The sequence below is a fragment of the Pseudomonas sp. PvP025 genome (genome assembly GCF_017832155.1).
GTDB lineage: Bacteria > Pseudomonadota > Gammaproteobacteria > Pseudomonadales > Pseudomonadaceae > Aquipseudomonas.
On sequence record NZ_JAFIBJ010000001.1, the window covers coordinates 2,103,931 to 2,120,497 of the forward strand.

The 16,567-nt window shown below is 62.5% G+C and carries 14 protein-coding genes; all 14 read right to left on the reverse strand.

Features of this window, described 5'->3' with window-relative positions; genetic code table 11:
- Positions 1-61 precede the first annotated feature (61 nt).
- Positions 62-1,567 (reverse strand): amidophosphoribosyltransferase, encoded by a 1,506-nt coding sequence (purF, locus tag JOE32_RS08610; protein ID WP_003234313.1) that lies wholly within the window; start codon positions 1,565-1,567, stop codon positions 62-64.
- A 41-nt stretch (positions 1,568-1,608) separates the two neighbouring features.
- Complete coding sequence (locus JOE32_RS08615; protein WP_003234314.1) at positions 1,609-2,166, reverse strand: CvpA family protein; 558 nt, start codon at positions 2,164-2,166, stop codon at positions 1,609-1,611.
- 248 nt (positions 2,167-2,414) lie between these two features.
- Positions 2,415-3,059 carry an SPOR domain-containing protein gene (locus JOE32_RS08620; protein ID WP_209983164.1) on the reverse strand — a complete coding sequence of 215 codons (645 nt, stop codon included), beginning with the start codon at positions 3,057-3,059 and terminating at the stop codon, positions 2,415-2,417.
- Entirely contained in the window at positions 3,043-4,350 is a 1,308-nt protein-coding gene (gene folC / locus JOE32_RS08625; protein WP_209983167.1) for a bifunctional tetrahydrofolate synthase/dihydrofolate synthase, read from the reverse strand. The genes JOE32_RS08620 and folC overlap by 17 nt, the downstream gene beginning before the upstream one ends.
- Positions 4,347-5,267, reverse strand: a complete 921-nt coding sequence (accD, locus tag JOE32_RS08630; RefSeq protein ID WP_003234319.1) for an acetyl-CoA carboxylase, carboxyltransferase subunit beta — start codon at positions 5,265-5,267, stop codon at positions 4,347-4,349. Before accD ends, folC begins: the two co-directional genes overlap by 4 nt.
- 245 nt (positions 5,268-5,512) lie before the next feature.
- Positions 5,513-6,133: a phosphoribosylanthranilate isomerase gene (locus JOE32_RS08635; protein ID WP_209983169.1), complete on the reverse strand. Its 621-nt coding sequence runs from the start codon at positions 6,131-6,133 to the stop codon at positions 5,513-5,515.
- Between the two features lie 64 nt (positions 6,134-6,197).
- Entirely contained in the window at positions 6,198-7,022 is an 825-nt protein-coding gene (gene truA / locus JOE32_RS08640; RefSeq protein WP_209990423.1) for a tRNA pseudouridine(38-40) synthase TruA, read from the reverse strand.
- Positions 7,023-7,191: 169 nt separating this feature from the next.
- A complete protein-coding gene (locus JOE32_RS08645) occupies positions 7,192-9,756 on the reverse strand; it encodes a FimV family protein (RefSeq protein ID WP_209983172.1) in 2,565 nt (854 codons plus the stop codon).
- Between the two features lie 161 nt (positions 9,757-9,917).
- Positions 9,918-10,928, reverse strand: a complete 1,011-nt coding sequence (locus JOE32_RS08650) for an aspartate-semialdehyde dehydrogenase (protein WP_209983176.1) — start codon at positions 10,926-10,928, stop codon at positions 9,918-9,920.
- A gap of 239 nt (positions 10,929-11,167) precedes the next feature.
- Positions 11,168-12,280 carry an aspartate-semialdehyde dehydrogenase gene (gene asd, locus JOE32_RS08655; protein ID WP_003234328.1) on the reverse strand — a complete coding sequence of 371 codons (1,113 nt, stop codon included), beginning with the start codon at positions 12,278-12,280 and terminating at the stop codon, positions 11,168-11,170.
- A 64-nt stretch (positions 12,281-12,344) separates the two neighbouring features.
- A complete protein-coding gene (gene leuB / locus JOE32_RS08660; protein ID WP_209983178.1) occupies positions 12,345-13,427 on the reverse strand; it encodes a 3-isopropylmalate dehydrogenase in 1,083 nt (360 codons plus the stop codon).
- Positions 13,428-13,479: 52 nt separating this feature from the next.
- Positions 13,480-14,244 carry a class I SAM-dependent methyltransferase gene (locus tag JOE32_RS08665; RefSeq protein ID WP_209983180.1) on the reverse strand — a complete coding sequence of 255 codons (765 nt, stop codon included), beginning with the start codon at positions 14,242-14,244 and terminating at the stop codon, positions 13,480-13,482.
- Positions 14,245-14,373: 129 nt separating this feature from the next.
- Entirely contained in the window at positions 14,374-15,018 is a 645-nt protein-coding gene (leuD, locus tag JOE32_RS08670) for a 3-isopropylmalate dehydratase small subunit (RefSeq protein WP_209983181.1), read from the reverse strand.
- 10 nt (positions 15,019-15,028) lie between these two features.
- Positions 15,029-16,447, reverse strand: coding sequence for a 3-isopropylmalate dehydratase large subunit (leuC, locus tag JOE32_RS08675; protein WP_209983183.1), 1,419 nt, complete (start codon positions 16,445-16,447; stop codon positions 15,029-15,031).
- Positions 16,448-16,567 lie beyond the last annotated feature (120 nt).

The window sequence follows — 16,567 nt, forward strand, 5'->3', positions numbered from 1 at the left end:
TCCTTACTCTCGAAATTCTTTATTTAAGATACAAAACCGGCCCCTCAGGGCCGGTGTTTACTCAGTTGTTATACAGATCGATGATCGCGCTGACCGCCTGGGTCTTGACCTTCGACGAGTCGTTACGCGCCTGCTCGATCTTGTTCAGGTAGGCATCGTCGACGTCGCCGGTCACGTACTTGCCGTCAAACACGGCACAGTCGAACTGATCGATCTTGATCTTGCCACCGCCGACGGCCTCGATCAGGTCCGGCAGGTCCTGGTAGATCAGCCAGTCGGCGCCGATCAGGTCGGCCACGTCCTGGGTCGAACGGTTGTGAGCGATCAGCTCATGGGCGCTCGGCATGTCGATACCATACACGTTCGGGTAACGCACGGCAGGCGCGGCGGAGCAGAAGTACACGTTCTTCGCACCGGCTTCGCGGGCCATCTGGATGATCTGCTTGCACGTGGTGCCGCGCACGATGGAATCGTCCACCAGCATTACGTTCTTGCCGCGAAACTCCAGCTCGATGGCGTTGAGCTTCTGGCGCACCGATTTCTTGCGCGCAGCCTGGCCGGGCATGATGAAGGTGCGGCCGATGTAGCGGTTCTTCACAAAGCCTTCGCGAAACTTGACGCCCAGGTGGTTGGCCAGCTCCAGGGCGGCGGTGCGGCTGGTGTCCGGAATCGGGATCACTACATCGATATCGTGCTCGGGACGCTCGCGCAGGATCTTGTCGGCCAGCTTCTCGCCCATGCGCAGGCGCGCCTTGTAGACCGAGACGCCATCGATGATCGAGTCCGGACGGGCCAGGTAGACGTGTTCGAAGATGCACGGGGTCAGCTTCGGCGCCACTGCACACTGACGGGTGTGCAGCTTGCCATCTTCGGTGATGTACACCGCTTCGCCCGGCGCGAGGTCGCGTATCAGGGTGAAGCCCAGCACGTCCAGCGACACGCTTTCGGATGCGATCATGTACTCGACGCCTTCGTCGGTGTGACGCTGACCGAACACGATCGGACGGATGCCGTGGGGGTCGCGGAAACCGACGATGCCGTAACCGGTGATCATCGCCACCACGGCGTAACCGCCGACGCAACGGTTGTGCACGTCGATCACAGCGGCAAACACGTCTTCTTCGGTAGGCTGCAGCTTGCCGCGCTGGGCCAGCTCATGGGCGAACACGTTGAGCAGCACTTCCGAATCGGAACTGGTGTTGACGTGGCGCAGGTCGGATTCGTAAATCTCCTTGGCCAACTGTTCAACGTTGGTCAGGTTGCCGTTGTGCGCCAGGGTGATGCCGTACGGCGAGTTGACGTAGAACGGCTGAGCTTCGGCCGACGTCGAGCTGCCGGCAGTCGGGTAGCGCACATGGCCAATGCCCATGTGCCCGACGAGGCGCTGCATGTGACGCTGGTGGAACACGTCACGCACCAGGCCATTGTCCTTGCGCAGGAATAACCGGCCGTCGTGGCTGGTCACAATACCGGCAGCGTCCTGGCCGCGGTGCTGGAGGACGGTTAGCGCGTCATACAGCGCCTGATTCACGTTCGACTTACCGACGATACCGACGATGCCACACATGCGACGCAACCCCTACTTAATGAATCTTGACTGAACCCTGCTTACTGAGGCGTTTTGGCCGGTAAGAGGTGTTCCTTGAACGGAAGATCAGCGGGTACGCTGATTCCGCTGGCCAGCCACTGACTGCTCCACCCCAATATGAGGTTCTTGGACCAGTCTGCAACCAAAAGAAATTTTGGCACGAGCACCGACTCCTGCCACCACGCATCCTGCTGAACCGGTCCCAGGCTCAACAGCCCGACCGCCACCACCACCAACAACGCGCCACGCGCCGCGCCAAAAGCCATGCCGAGAAATCGATCGGTCCCGGAAAGGCCGGTGACGCGTATCAATTCGCCAATAAGGTAATTGACCATTGCCCCCACCAGCAGCGTGGCGATGAACATGATGGCGCAGCCCGCGATGACGCGGGCCGAAGGTGTCTCGATGTAGCCGGCCAGATAAACCGACAGTGAACCCCCGAACATCCAGGCTACGACTCCTGCGATGATCCAGGTCAGCAACGACAGCGCTTCTTTTACGAAGCCGCGGCTCAGACTGATCAAAGCAGAGATGGCGACGATGGCAACAATCGCCCAATCAACCCAGGTAAATGGCACGTTAGAGCCTACGGACGGATAAGGCGGCGCATTTTAGCAGAGCGCCGGGCTGTCGGTAAGCGGTGTTTGCGAGCGCTTTGCAAATCAATGATGTGTAGCGGGCAAAGCCCCTTTCAAGGCCACCGTAAAAAACAATGTGGGAGGGGGCTTGCTCCCGATGGCGGTGTATCAGTCACTGAACAGGCTGACTGCTACATCGTCATCGGGAGCAAGCCCCCTCCCACAGTTGATTGCACTCCAGGCTGAAATCAGCCGCGCTCAGGCTGGAAGCGGGTCACGAACCCCTTCAGGTTCTGCTGACGATCCAGCAAGTCCCGCAGGCGATCCGCCTCGGCGCGCTCGATCAGCGGCCCGATAAACACGCGGTTCTTGCCATCGGCACTGCGGATATAGGCGTTGTAACCCTGGCTGCGCAGTTTTTTCTGCAACGCGTCGGCACCTTCGCGATTGCCAAGGCTGGCCACCTGGATCGACCAACTGATCGGCAGGCCATTGGGGTCGATACGACTCTGCCCCACATCCGGCTTGCCCGGCGCTGCCGGTTGCGGTATGACCGGCTTGGGCGCAGGTGTCGGCGCGGCGGGCTTGGCCGCCACCGCAGGCGCTGGCTTGACCACCGGCACGCTCTGTTGCACGGGCGCTGACGGCGCAGCAGCAGGCTCTTCGACAGGCACCGGCTCGTCTTCGGGCAATGCCTGCGGCTCGGGCACCACCACCGGCTCGACCTGCACCTGAGGCACGGCGGGCGCCTGGGGCGCTGCCGGGGCTTCGACGACTACCTGGCGCTGTTCGTCCTGACGGGAAAACAGCATCGGCAGGAAAATCACCGCCAACGCCACCAGCACCAGAGCTCCGACCATTCGCTGCTTGTATGCGCTATCCAGTAATGCCATGTGCAGCTTCCTCCGTGGGACGCCGGGCCAACCACTCAAGCGCCTCGGCAACACAATAAAATGATCCGAACAACAGAATCTCGTCCTCGGTCGTTGCCACCGCGCACTGGGCCTCGAGGGCTGCGGTCAGGCTTGCATACGACGCCACGCGCGCACCAAGGTTCTGCAAGGCCAGTTCCAACTCCGCCGCCGGTCGACTGCGCGGCGTATCCAGCGGCGCAACCGCCCACGTCTGGACACTGTCGAGCAACGGCGCAACCACGCCATCGAGGTCCTTATCAGCCAACAGACCGAATACGGCGAGTCGTCGCCCCTGCGGCGGCGTGCGCGCCAGGCGCTGCGCCAGGTACTGCGCCGCATGGGGATTGTGCCCCACATCCAGCAGCAGGTTCAGACGCTTGCCCTGCCACTCGACTGCACGACGATCCAGACGCCCCACGACCCTGGTCGCCAACAATGTCGCGGCAATCTGCGCAGCATCCCATGGCAGGTCCAGCAACAGATAGGCCTGCAGCGCAAGCGCGGCATTTTCCATCGGCAGGTTCAACAGCGGCAAATCGTGCAGCTCAACCGTTTTTCCGCGCGCATCGCGCCCGCGCCACTGCCAGTGCTGCTCGCCGATGTCGAGGCTGAATTCGCGACCACGCAGGAAGAACGGGCATTCCAGCTCACGCACCTTGTCGAGCAGGGGTTGCGGCGGATCCAGATCACCGCACAACGCAGGCTTGCCCGCACGGAAGATACCGGCCTTTTCATAGGCCACCGATTCGCGGGTATCGCCCAGGTAGTCGACATGGTCAACGCCAATGCTGGTCACCAGCGCCAGGTCGGCATCCACCACGTTGACCGTGTCCAGACGACCGCCCAGGCCCACTTCCAGCACGACCACATCCAGTTGCGCACGCTCTAACAGCCAGAACGCCGCCAGGGTGCCCATCTCGAAGTAGGTCAGGGAGATTTCGCCACGTCCGGCATCAAGTGCGGCGAACGCTTCACAGAGTTGCTCATCGGTGGCTTCGACCCCGTTGAGCTGCACCCGCTCGTTGTAACGCAGCAGGTGCGGAGAACTGTAGACGCCGACGCTCAGGCCTTGAGCCTGAAGCAGCGCCGCGACAAAGGCGCAGGTCGAGCCTTTGCCGTTGGTGCCGGTCACCGTGATCACACGCGGCGCCGGCCGGCCCAACCCGAGGCGGGTCGCTACCTGTTGCGAGCGCTCCAGGCCCATGTCGATGGCGGACGGATGCAACTGCTCAAGGTAGGCGAGCCATTCGCCCAGGGTACGTTGGGTCATAGGTTTGCAGGCACCGGCGGCACGACGATCGGTTCGATTTTAGGCGCGACGTACACCGGTGTCGGCAGCCCCATCATTTGTGCCAGCAGGTTGCCCAGGCGTGGACGCAGCTCGCCGCGCGGGATAATCAGATCGATTGCACCGTGCTCCAGCAAGAATTCGCTACGCTGGAAGCCTTCCGGCAGCTTTTCGCGCACGGTCTGCTCGATCACGCGCGGGCCGGCAAAGCCGATCAGGGCCTTGGGCTCGCCGACGATCACGTCGCCGAGCATGGCCAGGCTGGCGGAAACACCGCCGTAGACCGGGTCGGTCAGCACGGAGATAAACGGAATGCCTTCTTCACGCAGACGCGCCAGCACCGCGGAGGTCTTGGCCATTTGCATCAGGGAAATCAGGGCTTCCTGCATGCGCGCCCCCCCGGAGGCGGCGAAGCAGATCATCGGGCAACGGTTTTCCAGCGCGTAATTGGCGGCGCGCACAAAACGCTCACCGACGATGGCACCCATGGAACCGCCCATGAAGGAAAATTCAAAGGCCGAGACCACCACCGGCATGCCCAGCAGCTTGCCACTGACGGAAATCAGTGCGTCTTTCTCGCCGGTCTGCTTCTGCGCAGCAGTGAGGCGGTCCTTGTACTTCTTGCCGTCGCGGAACTTGAGACGGTCGACCGGCTCCAGATCAGCGCCCAGTTCGTTACGACCGTCGGCGTCGAGGAAGATGTCGATGCGCGCGCGCGCGCCGATGCGCATGTGGTGATTGCACTTGGGGCAAACGTCCAGGGTCTTTTCCAGCTCCGGGCGGTACAGCACCGCGTCGCAGGAAGGGCACTTGTGCCACAGACCTTCAGGAACCGAGCTTTTCTTCACCTCGGAACGCATGATCGAAGGGATCAGTTTGTCTACTAACCAGTTGCTCATGCTTTCTTTCTCCAGTACCGGTGGCTTGAACACAGCCCCGCGTATGCCCTTGAGCTAAATTCATGTGTGGCGATGACGCGGGCGGGTCGGGGTCAGACGTTCGACCAGCCATTTCCCGTCCGCATCCTCAGCCTTCCAGACAACCTGCCTGTGCAGGGTTGTCACTTCGTTCCCGGCCCTCCCGCAGGCGGCGCCGATGCTGCGTTACACAGTGGTAGTTACTGACGGCGGCAGACTGCCAGCCGTCACATCGCGCGCACGGCCTGCATGAATGCGCGAATCTTGTGGTGATCCTTGATGCCCTTGCTCTGCTCTACTCCGCCGCTCACATCCACGGCATACGGCCGAACCTGTTCGATGGCCGCCGCGACATTGGCGCAGTTCAAGCCACCGGCAAGGATGATCGGCTTGCTCAACCCTCCAGGGATCAGCGACCAGTCGAACGCTTCACCCGTGCCGCCCGGGACGCCTTCGACGTAGGTGTCCAGCAGGATCCCGCGAGCGCCCGCATAAGTGGCACAGGCGGCGGCAATGTCATCACCGGCCTTGACCCGCAGCGCTTTGATATACGGGCGTTGATAGCTTTCGCATTCGTCGGGGCTTTCGTCGCCGTGAAACTGCAGCATATCCAGAGGCACCGCATCGAGGGTCTCGTCAAGCTCGCAGCGGCTGGCATTCACGAACAGCCCCACGGTGGTGACAAACGGTGGCAGCCCGGCAATGATCGCCCGCGCCTGCAACACGTTCACCGCCCGCGGGCTTTTGGCATAGAACACCAGGCCAATGGCATCCGCCCCCGCTTCGACTGCCGCCAGCGCGTCTTCCATGCGGGTAATCCCGCAAATCTTGCTGCGAACGGCTGACATGTCTTGGAAACCTCAGGGATTGCACCGAGAAAGTCCCGGATGGTAACAAAAGCTTTTCCGGGCGTCAGCCGCCAAGTTCGCTGAAACCTGTGAGGAAGTGTGGCCCGATGAAGCGCTCCGGCAGCTCGAACTCGTCGCGGTACTCCACGCCCACCAGATATAGACCAAACGGATGGGCCGTCACGCCGCCCGTGCGGCGAACACGGCTTTCCAGCACCTCGCGGGCCCATTCCACTGGACGCTCGCCGGTGCCGATGGTCATCAGAACGCCCGCAATGTTGCGCACCATATGGTGCAGGAACGCCCCGGCGCGAATATCCAGCACGATCATCTTGCCGTGCCGGGTGACGCGCAGGTGGTGGACTTCCTTGATCGGTGACTTGGCCTGGCACTGGCCGGCGCGGAATGCGCTGAAATCATGCACGCCCACCAGATGCTGCGCAGCTTGGGCCATGCGCTCGGCATCCAGCGGACGATGGTTCCAGGTGATTTCCTGATTGAGGTGCGCCGGGCGGATCTGGTCGTTATAGATCACATAGCGGTAACGCCGGGCGATGGCCTTGAAACGCGCATGAAAATGCGCAGGCATTACCTTGGCCCAGGTCACACTGACGTCGTGGGGCAGATTGATATTGGCGCCCATCACCCAAGCCTTCATGGTGCGCTCGGCCTGGGTATCGAAGTGCACCACCTGACCACAGGCGTGCACACCGGCGTCGGTACGCCCGGCGCACATCAGCGACACCGGCGAGTCGGCGACCTTGGACAGGGCATTTTCCAGGGTTTCCTGCACCGTCAACACACCCGACGCCTGACGCTGCCAGCCGCGGTAGCGCGAGCCCTTGTATTCGACGCCGAGGGCGATGCGGTAAAAGCCTGCGGCCGCCATTTCGGCGGCCGCGTTATCTATGTTTGCCAAGAACTGAGAGCCCGATGAGTTGCGCAAAGGCGCGCATTATAAAGGCGACGGACGAAGCCGGGGCGCTTTTGTTCGCAATGGACGCTGATACAAATGTGGGAGGCAGCCCCCCACTCCCACACGTCCCCTGCATCGGGCTTCAGATTCTGCCGAGCATTTCCTTGGCCTCGCTGCGCTGCTCTTCGCTGCCTTCGGTCAGCACTTCGGACAGGATGTCACGTGCGCCATCGGCATCGCCCATGTCGATATAGGCCTGGGCCAGGTCCAGCTTGGTGGAGACCTCATCGGTGCCCGAGAGGAAGTCGAACTCCGGCTCGTCATCCCCCAGCGCCGCGTCTTCAGCGGTAAAGGTAGGCTCGATCGGCGGATGCTCCAGGCTCTGGGACAGACGATCGAGCTCGGCGTTGACATCATTCAGTTCCGAGGCGAATGCATCCGGCTTGGACGCCGCTGGCGCTTCAGGCTCATCGGCCAGGGACAGGTCGAAGTCTTCCGGCAGCTCGAAGTCATCCACGGCAGTGGGTTTGAGGGGCGGCGGTTCAACGTTCATCGGGTCTTCAAGACCGGAAAGAAAGTCGTCATCGGCCTGGGAGGACGGCGGATCCAGTTGCAGATCGAAGTCCGAGCCTTCATTCGACGTGGCTTGGTCGTTGGTCTGTTGCTTCAACAGCGATTCAAAGGTCGGCTGATCGGCGGTCACTAGCGCGGGCGAAGCAGCTTCCAGCTCATCCAGGCTAAGGTCGAAATCGACGGCTGATGCATCGGGCGCGGGCGCGGGCTTTTCTTCGAGCAGGTCCTTGACGTACTGGGCATCGAGCGCCGCAGCCGCAACGGCGGCACTCACGCCCGCCGCGAGGACGGCCATGGCCGGGAAGCGCGATTTGAGCTGTTCGACCTGGGCGTGGTTTTCACCGGTGGCTACCAGCTGACGCTCCTGCGTCACGAACCCGTCCTTGTCGTTCTGCAGGCCGTAGACTTCCATCAGCTTCAGGCGCAGGTCGCTGCGCTTGGGATCGCGCTTGATCGCCTGCTCCAGCACATCGGCCGCCTGGTTCAAGTGACCACGGTCGATGTGGGACTGGGCTTGTACCAGCGCACCACTGGCATTGGTCGGGTTTACCGCGGCGGCCAACGGCGAAAGCACCGAAGCCACCGTTGGTACGGCTACCGGCTCGACCACGGGTGCAGGCGCGGGGGCCAGCTTGACACTTGGCGGTGCGACTTCCAGGCCTTCGAAACTGTCCGAGGGCAGGTCACGGTCGATGCTCGACGTGAATTCCGCCTCCTCGGCCAGCGCGCGGGCCATGCGCAGGTGCTTTTCTTCTTCAAGCCGGGCATTGCGATGGCGCGCCCACAGCAGCAGCAACAACAGCACCAGCAAGCCGGCCGCACCGCCAATGACGCCGAGCACGATGGGATTGGTGAGCAGGTCGTTGAACTTGCCTTCGGTGCTGGCAGGTGTTGCCGCCGGCGTGTCCACCTCTGGTGCAGGCGTTGCAGACGCGGGGGCAGCTGGCATGGCAGGGGTTTGAGTCGCAGGCGCTTCAGGCGCTTCAGCCGCTGAATCCGCAGCCGCCGGGTCAGCAGCAGGATCAGCCGCCAACTGCGCCGGCATCGCCGCCGTCGCCGTGGCCGGCTGGCCTTTTTCAGCCTGCAGCCTGGCCAGTTGATCATTCTTCAGTTGAATCAGCTTTTGCAGCTTGTCGAGCTGGCTTTGCAGGTCGGCCGCGCGGCTCTTGAGTTCTTCGTTGTCGCGACGGGTGGTGTCCAGCTGTTCCTGGGTCACGGCCAGTTTCTCGCCCAGGGCCTGGCTGTCGCCGGCGTTGCCCTTGGCGCCCTTGCGCGCGGCTTCGGCGGAGACCAGGCTCAAGGTGTCCTTGGCGTCGGTGGTCGCGGCGGCATTGCCCGCCTGGGTGCGGCGGGTGGCGTCCAGTTGCTGGCGGCCGGCGGGCTGATTGGTCGCACTGCGGCGGCCCTGGCGCCAGGCTTCGTTCTGCGCACGCACCTCGGCAATCGCCTGGGGTTGCGGCAGCGCGGTGCTTTGCGTGGCATCGGGCAGGCGCAGGACCTGACCGGTCTTCAAACGGTTGATGTTGCCATCGATGAAGGCGTCAGGATTCAACGCCTGAATGGCCAGCATGGTCTGCTGCACCGAGCCGCCATTGCGGCTCTTCTGCGCGATTTCCCACAGGGTGTCGCGGGACGTGGTGGTGTGCTGGGCCGAGGAGCGTGCCGCAGCCGGAGCGCTGCCGGCGGGCGCCGACAGACGCGGCGCGGGCGCAGCGGCCGGCGTTGCCTGATCGAACTTGGCCGGGTCGAGCAATACGCTGTAGTCACGCATCAGGCGGCCATTGGGCCACTGCACCTGCAGCAGAAAACGTACGTAGGAATCGGGCAACGGCTTGCTGGAGGTGACCCGCACCACGCTGCGGCCGTTGGGGTTGATCACCGGGGTGAACGTCAGGTCATCGAGAAACGCCTGACGATCCACGCCCGCATCGACAAAGGCCTGGGAGGACGCCAGGCTCGGCGTGATTTCGGCGGCGGTAAGGCCACCGACATCGAGCAATTCGATGTCCACCGACAGCGGCTGGTTCAGCTTGGACTTGAGGGTCATCTCCCCCAGCTGCAGCGCTTGCGCCATACCGGAAGACAGCGCCGAGGCGGCCGCTATTGCTAACACCAGTTTGCGAACTTGAACCATAGCCTCATCCTTTGTCTGAACACTCCCCGGCCTGCGAGAAGGTTGGTAACCGCTGCCATTAGGCATGGCGAGCCGATAGGTTACCGACGCGCTTCTGTGCCGCTTCCGACCAAGCATAGCGCCTGGTTAGAATCAATCTACAAATTGCCGCCAAGTATCTTTTACACAAGGCGTTTTATCAACAACTGCGCCAACTGCACTGCATTCAGGGCTGCGCCCTTGCGTACGTTATCTGACGTCAGCCACATATTTAGTTCCGCAGGGTCGTCCACACCTGCGCGAACGCGCCCTGCATACACCACGTCCTGACCCACCGCATCGCCCACGGCGGTGGGGTAATCCCCCTCCTCCACAAGCTCGATACCCGGCGCGGCTTCGAGTGCGCGGTTGACGGCGGCAAGATCCACCGGCGCCGCCAGTTGCAACGACACCGTGAGGCTGTCGCCAAAGAACACCGGGGCTTGAACGCAGGTGGCGGAAATTTTCAGCGCCGGAGTGTCCAGCACTGCGCGCAGTTCGTGTATCAGACGTTTCTCAAGGTCTGTATGACCTTTCGCATCTGGCTTGCCGACTTGTGCCAACAGGTTGAAGGCCATTTGCCGGTCAAAGAAAGCCGGCTCCAGTGGACGCACGTTCAGCAATTCTGCGGTTTGCCGGGCGAGTTCGCTGACGGCTTCGCGGCCCAGGGCCGACACCGCCAGGTTGGCGGTGACGCTGACGCGCAGGATATCCACCAGGCCGCGCAACGGCGCCAGCACCACGGCGAGGTTAGTCGCCGATGGGCTGGGGCTGCTGACCTGGAACGGTTTTTTCAAGCCTTCCAGCACGTGGGCATTGGCTTCCGGCACCACAGGCGGCGCCTGTTCGGCCGGCAACGCGCCGGAAAGATCGATCACCGCACACCCGGCTGCGATGGCGCGCGGGGCGAAACCCAGGGTCACCGCCGGCCCTGCGGCGAAGAACGCCAACTGCGCCTTGCTGAAATCGAACTCATCGACTTCCCGCACCCGCACGTTCTTGCCACGAAACGGCACCGACGCACCGGCGGAATTGCTGCCCGCCAGCAGATACAGAGTGCCGACCGGGAATGACAGCTCTTCGAGAATCTGCACCAGGGTCTCGCCGACGGTGCCGGTGGCGCCGATCACGGCGATTTCAAAGGTCTGGGTCATGGAGGCTGCCTCGGGCATTGCGGGGGGAGCGGCACTTTACCGGGTGGTTGGGGGTGAGGCAATTGGGCTGGGTCTGGTGGTGAAGCTGATGGCCCTACCGGGAGCAAGCCCCCTCCCCCATTTCGATGTGTGAACACTATTAAATGTGGGAGGGGGCTTGCTCCCGATGAGGCCCGCAAAGCCAATAAAAAACCCCGCGCCTGTCACCAGAGCACGGGGTTTTCAACATCCGACAGCCATCAACGCTCCAGCAGAATCCGCAGCATCCGACGCAGCGGCTCGGCCGCGCCCCACAGCAGTTGGTCGCCCACGGTGAACGCGCCAAGGAACTGGCTGCCCATGTTCAGCTTGCGCAGACGGCCCACCGGTACATTCAGGGTGCCGGTGACCTTGGTCGGGCTCAGCTCCTGCATGCTGATATCACGGTTGTTCGGCACCAGCTTGACCCACGGGTTGTGCTGGCTGATCAGCCCTTCGATATCGGCAATCGGCACGTCCTTGTTCAGCTTGATGGTAAGCGCCTGGCTGTGGCAGCGCATGGCGCCGATGCGCACGCAGATGCCATCCACCGGGATCGGGCTCTTGAAGCGACCGAGGATCTTGTTGGTCTCGGCCTGGGCCTTCCACTCTTCGCGGCTCTGACCGTTCGGCAGCTCCTTGTCGATCCACGGGATCAGGCTGCCGGCCAATGGCACACCGAAGTTCTCGGTCGGGTAAGCCTCGCTGCGCATGGCGTCAGCCACACGGCGGTCAATATCGAGGATCGCGCTGGCCGGGTCAGCCAGTTGATCGGCAACGGCAGCGTGGGTCGCGCCCATCTGCTTGATCAGCTCACGCATGTTCTGCGCGCCGGCGCCGGACGCCGCCTGATAGGTCATGGCACTCATCCATTCGACCAGACCGGCTTCGAACAGGCCACCCAGCCCCATCAGCATCAGGCTGACGGTGCAGTTGCCGCCGACGTAGTTTTTGGTGCCGGCGTCCAGTTGCTGGTCGATGACCTTGCGATTGACCGGGTCGAGAATGATCACTGCGTCATCCTGCATCCGCAGGCTCGAGGCGGCGTCGATCCAGTAACCCTGCCAGCCGGCTTCACGCAGCTTGGGGAAGACTTCACTGGTGTAGTCGCCGCCCTGGCAGGTCAGAATCACGTCGAGGGTTTTCAGCTCTTCAATGCTGTAGGCGTCCTTGAGCGGAGCAATATCCTTGCCCACAGACGGCCCTTGGCCACCCACGTTCGAAGTGGTGAAAAACACCGGCTCAATAAGATCGAAATCCTGCTCTTCCAGCATCCGCTGCATGAGCACGGAACCGACCATACCGCGCCAACCGATCAGACCTACACGTTTCATCGCAACTACACCTTGTTCAAAAGTGGGCCGCCTGGCAGCAACAACTGCAAACGGGCCCGAGAGATTACAGATTCCGCAGCGCGGCGACTACTGCGTCGCCCATTTCTTGCGTCCCGACCCGGGTGCAACCCTGCGACCAGATGTCGCCGGTGCGCAAACCCTGGTCCAGCACCAGGCTGACGGCGTTCTCGATAGCGTCCGCCGCGTCGCCCAGGTTGAAGCTGTAACGCAGCATCATCGACACCGACAAAATGGTCGCCAGCGGGTTGGCAATGCCCTGCCCCGCGATGTCCGGCGCCGAACCGTGACACGGCTCGTACATGCCTTTGTTATTGGTGTCCAGGGACGCTGACGGCAGCATGCCAATGGAGCCGGTGAGCATCGAGGCCTGGTCGGACAGGATGTCGCCGAACAGGTTGTCGGTGACAATCACATCAAACTGCTTGGGCGCGCGCACCAGCTGCATGGCGGCATTGTCGACGTACATGTGGCTCAGTTCGACGTCGGGGTAGTCCTTGGCGACTTCTTCGACGATTTCGCGCCACAGTTGGCTGGAGGCCAGCACGTTGGCCTTGTCCACCGAGCAGACCTTCTTGCCACGCACGCGAGCCATGTCGAACCCGACACGGGCGATACGGCGGATTTCGCTCTCGCTGTATGGCAGCGTGTCGTAGGCCTGGCGCTCGCCATTTTCCAGCTCACGCACGCCCCGTGGCGAGCCGAAGTAAATGCCGCCGGTCAGCTCACGCACGATGAGGATATCCAGGCCCGCCACCACTTCCGGCTTGAGGCTCGAAGCGTCGGCCAGTTGCGGATAGAGGATCGCCGGGCGCAGGTTGCCGAACAGGCCCAGTTGCGCGCGGATCTTCAGCAGGCCGCGCTCGGGGCGGATGTCGCGTTCGATCTTGTCCCACTTGGGCCCACCCACGGCGCCGAGCAGCACGGCGTCGGCCGCACGGGCGCGGTCCAGGGTTTCGTCGGCCAGCGGCACGCCGTGCTTGTCGATGGCCGCGCCGCCGATCACGTCGTGGCTCAGTTCGAAGCCCAGGCTGTACTTGCTGTTGGCCAATTCCAGCACCTTGACCGCTTCGGCCATGATTTCCGGACCGATACCGTCGCCAGGGAGAATCAGAATCTGCTTGCTCATGGGTTCCTCATTTCATCAAGCGACCCGCCCGAAGGCAGGTCGGGAAAATTGATCAGCGTTCGGCCCACACCACCAGCACATCGGTGCTGAAGGTGCCATCGGCCTGAATCTCGAAGTAATCGCGCACTTCCTGGCCCATCGCCTGTTGCAGCTCAAGGATGGCCGCACGCAAGGCCGGCGGCGTGCGCATGCGCTCCACCCAGGAGGTGTATTCCAGGCGCAGACGCTGACGGCTGCTGCTGCGTACATGCAAACCGGCTTCGCTGAGCTGGCGCATCCACTCGGCGGCCGAGTAATCACGCACATGGCTGGTATCGCGCAGCACTTCGACGGTTTGCAGGTAAGTGTCCAGCAACGGACTGCCCGGCGACAACACGTCGACGAACGCCGCTACCCCGCCCGGCTTGAGTACGCGGCGCACTTCGCGCAGGGCCAGGCCGAGGTCGCTCCAGTGGTGAGCCGAATAGCGGCTGAACACGAAGTCGAACTCGCCATCGGCGAAGGACAGACGTTCGGCGGCGCCATGGACGGTGCTGATATTGGTAAAACCACGGTCCTGCGCGGCGGCGGCCACCACGTCGAGCATCTGCTGGGACAGGTCGTAGGCCACCACGTCTTTAACCAGCGGCGCAACGTGAAAGCTCACATGCCCGGCGCCGCAGCCCAGGTCCAGCAGGCGTGCATCGCCTTGCCCAGCCAGTTCGGCCTGCAGCAGTGCAAATTCGCTGCCCTGGGCGTGCACGGCACTGCTCAGGTAGGCCGAGGCCTGCTCGCCGAATTGTTTTTGCACGACTTGGGTGTGGGCGGTCTGGGTCATGGGGACTGTCCTTGGGTGTTGTGGTGTTAACACTGGCCTCATCGGGAGCAAGCCCCCTCCCACAGGGGAACACATTCCACCTGTGGGAGGGGGCTTGCTCCCGATGACGGCGGCCCTGCCTACATCAATTCAGGCATCACGAAACAACCAGGGCTGGCTCGCCCGATGCTTGCTCTCAAATGCCGCAATCGCATCGCCGTCCTGCAAGGTCAGGCCGATATCGTCCAGGCCATTGATCAGGCAGTGCTTGCGGAACGCGTCCACCTCAAAGTGGTACACCTTGCCATCCGGACGAGTCACCGTCTGTGCCGCCAGGTCGACAGTCAACTGGTAACCCTCTTCGGCTTCCACCTGCTTGAACAGCTCGTCCACTTCGGCATCGGTGAGGATGATCGGCAGCAGCCCGTTCTTGAAGCTGTTGTTGAAGAAGATGTCGGCGTAGCTCGGCGCGATGATGCTGCGAAAGCCATATTCTTCCAGGGCCCACGGCGCGTGTTCACGGCTGGAGCCGCAACCGAAATTTTCCCGCGCCAGCAACACGCTGGCGCCCTGGTAACGCTCGGCGTTGAGCACGAAATCCTTGTTCAGCGGGCGCTTGGAGTTGTCCTGATAGGCATAGCCCACATCCAGGTAGCGCCACTCGTCGAACAGGTTGGGGCCGAAACCGGTGCGCTTGATCGACTTCAGGAACTGCTTGGGAATGATCTGGTCGGTGTCCACGTTGGCACGGTCCAACGGCGCGACCAGACCGGTGTGTTGGGTAAAAGCTCTCATCAGGAATCCCTCAGATCAATTCGCGAACGTCGATGAAACGACCGTTGACGGCGGCCGCAGCGGCCATGGCCGGGCTGACCAGGTGAGTACGCCCGCCGGCGCCCTGACGGCCTTCGAAGTTACGGTTGGAGGTGGACGCGCAATGCTCGCCCGACTCAAGGCGGTCCGGGTTCATCGCCAGGCACATCGAGCAGCCCGGCTCACGCCATTCAAAACCGGCTTCGAGGAAGATCTTGTCGAGGCCTTCGGCTTCGGCTTGCGCCTTGACCAGGCCCGAGCCCGGCACCACGATCGCTTGCTTGATGGTCGAAGCCACCTTGCGGCCCTTGGCGATCACCGCCGCCGCGCGCAGGTCTTCGATGCGCGAGTTGGTGCAGGAGCCGATGAATACGCGATCCAATTGAATGTCGGTAATCGCCTGGTTGGCTTTGAGACCCATGTACTTCAAGGCGCGCTCGATGGAACCGCGCTTGACCAGGTCGGTTTCCTGCGCCGGGTCCGGCACGTTCTGGTCGACGGCCAGGACCATTTCCGGCGAGGTGCCCCAGCTGACTTGCGGCTTGATCTGCGTAGCGTCCAGCTCGACCACGGTGTCGAACACCGCATCGGCGTCGGAGACCAGGTCTTTCCAGGCCTCGACCGCAGCGTCCCAATCGGCGCCTTGTGGCGCAAACGGACGCCCCTTGACGTACTCGACGGTTTTCTCATCCGCCGCCACCATGCCTACACGGGCACCGGCTTCGATGGACATGTTGCAGATGGTCATGCGGCCCTCGATGGACAGGTCGCGAATCGCGCTGCCGGCGAACTCGATGGCGTGGCCGTTACCGCCGGCGGTGCCGATCTTGCCGATCACGGCGAGCACGATGTCCTTGGCAGTCACGCCGAACGGCAACGTGCCTTCGACGCGCACCAGCATGTTCTTCATTTTTTTGGCGACCAGGCACTGAGTGGCGAACACGTGCTCCACCTCGGACGTGCCGATGCCATGGGCCAGGGCACCGAACGCGCCGTGGGTGGACGTATGGGAGTCACCGCAGACCACGGTCATGCCCGGCAAGGTCGCGCCCTGCTCCGGGCCGATCACGTGGACGATGCCCTGGCGCACATCATTCATCTTGAATTCGGTGATGCCGTATTCGTCGCAATAGTCGTCGAGGGTCTGCACCTGCAGGCGCGACACGGTGTCGGCAATTGCGTCGATGCCACCCTTGCGTTCCGGGGTGGTCGGCACGTTGTGGTCGGGAGTGGCGATGATCGAGTCGACGCGCCAGGGCTTGCGCCCGGCCAGTCGCAGGCCTTCGAACGCTTGGGGCGAGGTCACTTCATGGATGATGTGACGGTCGATGTAGATCAGCGACGATCCATCATCGCGACGTTTCACTTCATGGGAATCCCAAAGCTTGTCGTACAGCGTTTTGCCGGCCATCAGTCGGTCCTCATCAGCGGTGCATCTTTATGCCGGGCTTTTCAATAACCCTTTGGCTTGTGAGGCTGATGGTATGGCGCTACATTAAATAACTCAAATTCATAATTTTTATGCTTTGGA

Coding starts and splice junctions, on each gene's coding strand:
- JOE32_RS08665 (WP_209983180.1), bottom strand. CDS start 14,244: ATGACCCAGACCGCCCACACCCAAGTCGTGCAAAAACAATTCGGCGAG.
- JOE32_RS08645 (WP_209983172.1), bottom strand. CDS start 9,756: ATGGTTCAAGTTCGCAAACTGGTGTTAGCAATAGCGGCCGCCTCGGCG.
- JOE32_RS08635 (WP_209983169.1), bottom strand. CDS start 6,133: ATGTCAGCCGTTCGCAGCAAGATTTGCGGGATTACCCGCATGGAAGAC.
- folC (WP_209983167.1), bottom strand. CDS start 4,350: ATGACCCAACGTACCCTGGGCGAATGGCTCGCCTACCTTGAGCAGTTG.
- accD (WP_003234319.1), bottom strand. CDS start 5,267: ATGAGCAACTGGTTAGTAGACAAACTGATCCCTTCGATCATGCGTTCC.
- JOE32_RS08650 (WP_209983176.1), bottom strand. CDS start 10,928: ATGACCCAGACCTTTGAAATCGCCGTGATCGGCGCCACCGGCACCGTC.
- asd (WP_003234328.1), bottom strand. CDS start 12,280: ATGAAACGTGTAGGTCTGATCGGTTGGCGCGGTATGGTCGGTTCCGTG.
- leuB (WP_209983178.1), bottom strand. CDS start 13,427: ATGAGCAAGCAGATTCTGATTCTCCCTGGCGACGGTATCGGTCCGGAA.
- leuD (WP_209983181.1), bottom strand. CDS start 15,018: ATGAGAGCTTTTACCCAACACACCGGTCTGGTCGCGCCGTTGGACCGT.
- truA (WP_209990423.1), bottom strand. CDS start 7,022: ATGGCGGCCGCAGGCTTTTACCGCATCGCCCTCGGCGTCGAATACAAG.
- purF (WP_003234313.1), bottom strand. CDS start 1,567: ATGTGTGGCATCGTCGGTATCGTCGGTAAGTCGAACGTGAATCAGGCG.
- JOE32_RS08620 (WP_209983164.1), bottom strand. CDS start 3,059: ATGGCATTACTGGATAGCGCATACAAGCAGCGAATGGTCGGAGCTCTG.
- leuC (WP_209983183.1), bottom strand. CDS start 16,447: ATGGCCGGCAAAACGCTGTACGACAAGCTTTGGGATTCCCATGAAGTG.